This window comes from Kitasatospora sp. NPDC041917 (assembly GCF_055589745.1).
The window spans coordinates 1-4,076 of sequence record NZ_JBVJBI010000090.1 but is presented as its reverse complement, the minus strand read 5'-3'; the positions used below and the strand labels follow the sequence as shown (position 1 = coordinate 4,076).

The 4,076-nt window shown below is 68.4% G+C and carries 4 protein-coding genes; 3 read left to right on the top strand and 1 reads right to left on the bottom strand.

Annotated features, from left to right (window positions below):
- Positions 1-273: 273 nt before the first annotated feature.
- Genes ACZ6EM_RS40180 through ACZ6EM_RS40170 form a run of 3 tightly spaced genes read left to right on the top strand, consistent with a single transcriptional unit; the run spans position 274 to position 3,268 of the window.
- A complete protein-coding gene (locus ACZ6EM_RS40180) occupies positions 274-1,398 on the top strand; it encodes a tyrosine-type recombinase/integrase (RefSeq protein WP_465774647.1) in 1,125 nt (374 codons plus the stop codon).
- Positions 1,395-1,730: a helix-turn-helix domain-containing protein gene (locus ACZ6EM_RS40175; RefSeq protein WP_465774646.1), complete on the top strand. Its 336-nt coding sequence runs from the start codon at positions 1,395-1,397 to the stop codon at positions 1,728-1,730. The genes ACZ6EM_RS40180 and ACZ6EM_RS40175 overlap by 4 nt, the downstream gene beginning before the upstream one ends.
- On the top strand, positions 1,727-3,268 hold the full coding sequence (locus ACZ6EM_RS40170; RefSeq protein ID WP_465774645.1) for a hypothetical protein: 1,542 nt from the start codon (positions 1,727-1,729) through the stop codon (positions 3,266-3,268). The genes ACZ6EM_RS40175 and ACZ6EM_RS40170 overlap by 4 nt, the downstream gene beginning before the upstream one ends.
- 3 nt (positions 3,269-3,271) lie before the next feature.
- Here ACZ6EM_RS40170 and ACZ6EM_RS40165 read toward each other — a convergent pair whose 3' ends face one another.
- Positions 3,272-3,970 (bottom strand): hypothetical protein, encoded by a 699-nt coding sequence (locus ACZ6EM_RS40165; RefSeq protein ID WP_465774648.1) that lies wholly within the window; start codon positions 3,968-3,970, stop codon positions 3,272-3,274.
- Between the last annotated feature and the right edge of the window lie 106 nt (positions 3,971-4,076).

Here is a 4,076-nt window from a genome sequence, read left to right as displayed (position 1 = left end):
CTTAGCGCACGATCTGGCACGGATGTTCCAAGCGCCGCCAATTGCATCCGATGCGAACTCGCGACGGTCCGCGAATCGTCGGGGGCAATGGCGCTAATCAGCACGCTGACCATGGAAGTTAGCCCGGTCTGCTGGTGGTGACGGTAGCGACGGACGTGACGATGATGCTACTCGGTGTCACTCGTCCGGCTGACTGACCTGCGGTTTGTCGGCCGACTCGCATCAGATGCGGTTTTCTCGCATACGACGCGAGTGACGGAGGGTGGTGGACCGGTGGGGTTCAACGGGTCGATCCCAGGTGCGGCACGGCTGCACCTGGTGGACGGAGTCGCGCTGCTGCGGCCGGAGGAACAGGTCTTCACCGCGATGCTGACCGGATTCGCCAACCAGCAGCTCGCGCGGAATCTGGCCCGGACGACGGTGGAGGGCCGGGAGAACACGGTCAAGGCGTTCGCCGCGTACGTGAACACCTACCCGTGGCACTGGACGCCGGCGATGGTCGACGAATGGCTCGGTGACCTGCGCTCGCTGAGGGACCTGCGCCGTTCCACGATCCGGTCCTACTCGGAGGCGGTCCGGGCGTTCTGCCACTTCATCACCGACCCGCTCTACGACTGGGTGGCCACGTGCGAGGAACGGTTCGGCACCCACCCGGTCCAGGTCGTCCACGAGTGGAACACCGCGGTGCACGTCCAGGACAACGAGGCCGACGCCAAGAAGCGGGCGTTCACCAAGGCCGAGCTGCACGCGTTCTTCGAGCACTGCGACGACGAGGTCGCCCGGATCAGGGCCTTCGGCCGCAAGGGCTGGCTGCCCGCGTTCCGCGACGCCACCCTGTTCAAGACCGCCTACGCCTACGGACTGCGGCGCAACGAGACGCGGATGCTCGACGCCGCCGACTTCGGCCGCAACCCGCACGGCGCCGAGTACGGCGAGTTCGGCCGCTGCCAGGTCCGGTTCGGCAAGGCCAAGAAGGGCTCACCGCCCAAGCGCCGCGGCGTGCTGACCGTGTTCGGCTGGACCCCCGATGTCCTGGACGAGTGGTTCACCGAGGTCCGCCCGCTGCTGGGCACCGACGGCAACCCGGCGGCCTGGCCGTCCGAACGCGGGATGCGGATCGGCTGCCAGCGCATCAACTCCCGCTTCATCACCTACCGCAAGGCCCTGGGCCTGGACGACGGACTGGACTACCACTCCTTCCGAAGGTCCTACGTCACCCACCTCATCGAGGACGGCTGGGACCCCCGCTTCGTCCAGGAACAGGTCGGTCACGAGCACGCCAGCACCACGTCCATCTACACCTGCGTCTCCTCGGACTTCCGCACCCGCACCCTGCGCCGGCACCTGGACGCCACCGTCGCCGCCGCCCTCCAGGCCCAGAACGGAAGGCAGGCATGAAGCGCAAGGTCGGCTACACCTGGCGGTTGCGTGAGGTCATGGCCCAGCACCGCATCTTCACCGCGACCGAGTTGGTCCCACTGCTGCGCGAACGCGGCATCGACCTGTCCGCCTCCCAGATCCACCGCCTGGTCTCAGGAACCCCGGAGCGGCTGTCGCTGCAGGTCCTGTCCGCAATCTGCGACATCCTCTCCTGCACACCGGCCGACCTGGTGACCACCACCGCCGAGAACGCCGGCGTCCGCAAGACCGCCACCGGCGACCTGCCCACCCCGCCCGCGAACGTCGCGAAGCTCCGGCCCCGCGCGGCCCGCATCCTGCCCGACGCATGAGCCGCCCCTACGCCACCGACGAGCAGTACGAACGCTGGTTCATGGCCGACTGCTGCCGCTGCGGCCGCCGCAGGCACAAGTCCGGCACCTGGCCGGACGGATACGTCTGCCGGACCTGCTCGGACCGCGCGGTGCGAACGCGAGGAACCTGCCCTGGCTGCGGCCGGGAGCGCGCCCTCCCCGGGCGCCACCCCGTCGACGGCTCCGCGATCTGCACGACCTGCGCAGGCTTCTCCCAGACCTTCGACTGCTCGCGCTGCGGCTTCGAGGGCAAACTCCTGGGCGGCCGGCTCTGCGAACGCTGCACGCTCACCGACCGGCTGACCGCCCTCCTGGACGACGGCACCGGCCGCGTCCGGCCCGCGCTGACACCCTTGTTCAACCTGCTGGTGGCGATGGACAAGCCGGGAAGCGGCCTGTCCTGGCTCGACATGCGCCGCGGCCAACCCGGGAACGCCTCCCAGATGCTGCGGCGGCTCGGCCTCGGACAGATCCCCCTGACCCACGACGCCTTCCACGAACTACAGCCCTGGCGGGCAGCGGCTCACCTGGAAGAACTCCTGATGGCCAGCGGAGTCCTACCCGCCGTCGACAAGTACATCTGCTCCTTCCAACGATGGCTGCCCGGCCACCTGGCCGGCATCGCGGAACCCGAACACCTGAAGACGATCAAGCTCTTCGCTACCTGGCGCGTCCTTCCCCACCTGCGGGAACGAGCCGATCGCAGTCGGATCACACCGAGCGTCCGCCGTTTCGCGGCCGAGCAGATCACCTGCGCGACAGCCTTCCTGCAGTCGCTCAGCGCCCGGAACAGTACCCTCGCGTCCCTGGGCCAGCTCGACATCGACGCCTGGTTCGCCGAGAACACCGAACGCGGCCGCACCTCCCTGAGGCCCTTCCTCAACTGGGCGATGCAGAGCCGCCGATGCCCACGTTCCCTCTCCATCCCCGCACAGAGGATCTCCCGGCGACCCGCCCTGAGCGAGGACGAACGCTTGGCCGCACTCGGCCGGCTGCTGACCGACGCGGACACACCGATGCGCCTCCGCGTCACCGGCGTCATCGTCCTCCTCTACGCGCAACCCCTCACCCGGATCGTCCGGCTGACGATCGACGACGTGCTCCACGACGGAGAGACCACGCTTCTCCGGCTTGGGGAACCCGCCTCACCCGTCCCCTCGCCGGTCGCAGCCCTGCTGCTGGCGTACATCGCGGACCGCGGCAACATGAACACCGCCACCAACCAGGCGTCCCGCTGGCTCTTCCCCGGCCGTCGAGCCGGCCAGCCAGCCCGCCCCGACCACCTGTCCGCGCTCCTGGGCGAAATCGGCATCCCGGTCGCCGCCGCCCGTGGCGCCGCCATCCGACAGCAACTCCTCGAACTGCCCGCCCCTGTCGTCGCGGACGCCCTCGGCTACCACGACAAGACCACCAGCCGACTCCTCCGGGAGAACGGCGGAACCTGGAGCCGATACGCCGCAGGCGACCACACTCGATCACCGGCGGGCTGGGCTCCCCATCCACTCACCGACGGTTGAAGCTCAAGTCGCATCCCGGAGCGGCTGCGGGTAGCCGATCTCGGCGATGTCCTCGGCCAGGTCTACGAGGGTGACCTCCGGGTTCAGCGATGACACGAGCTCATGGCTCAGCGGTCGCAAGGCATACACATCGCGCACCGCTTCCAGGTCCACGGAAACCTCGTAGTAGTCCTCGGCGAAGCGCTGGAACGCCTCCGGGGAACGGTCGACCAGGAGCTCGAACAGACCCGTCGCCCCGTCGGGGTCGGACCATCCGGTGGGAAAGTCGATCACGCCGTGCCGCCACCGATCGTCCGTCGCCTCCCGCCACAGACAGGCCGTCACGACGGGCACGTCGTCCTCATCGGTGAACGCGGGCTCCGCGACGAAGGGCTTGAAGGCTTCCGGAACCTCGTCGATCACTCCCGGCCAGGGCTCGCCGTCGTTGCCGTACGGGCTCATCGGCGCTTCGTGGTCGAAGCCACGGATATAGGCCCCGGCCGCCGAGAACACGATGGAGTACTCGTCCCCCGAGCCGTTGCGCATCGACGCCATCTCCTCGCCGTCAGCCCAGCCGGCGTTGAAGGAGTAGTACCGGCCCTCCCAGTCCGGGCTCAAGATCGCATCGAGCATCGCCAGTGAGCGGCACAGGTTCCGCAGGTCAGCGATGGAAGGGAGCCGACGAGCTACGTCATAGACAGTCACGTGCTCATCCAACCGGATGCCCCTGACACCCAAAGTCTCCCCCCAAGGCTGTCACGCTCAGTAGCAATACCGGAACGAGGTGGGTCAACTCGCGACGGTTGAATACGCGAGCCCACCGGTATCA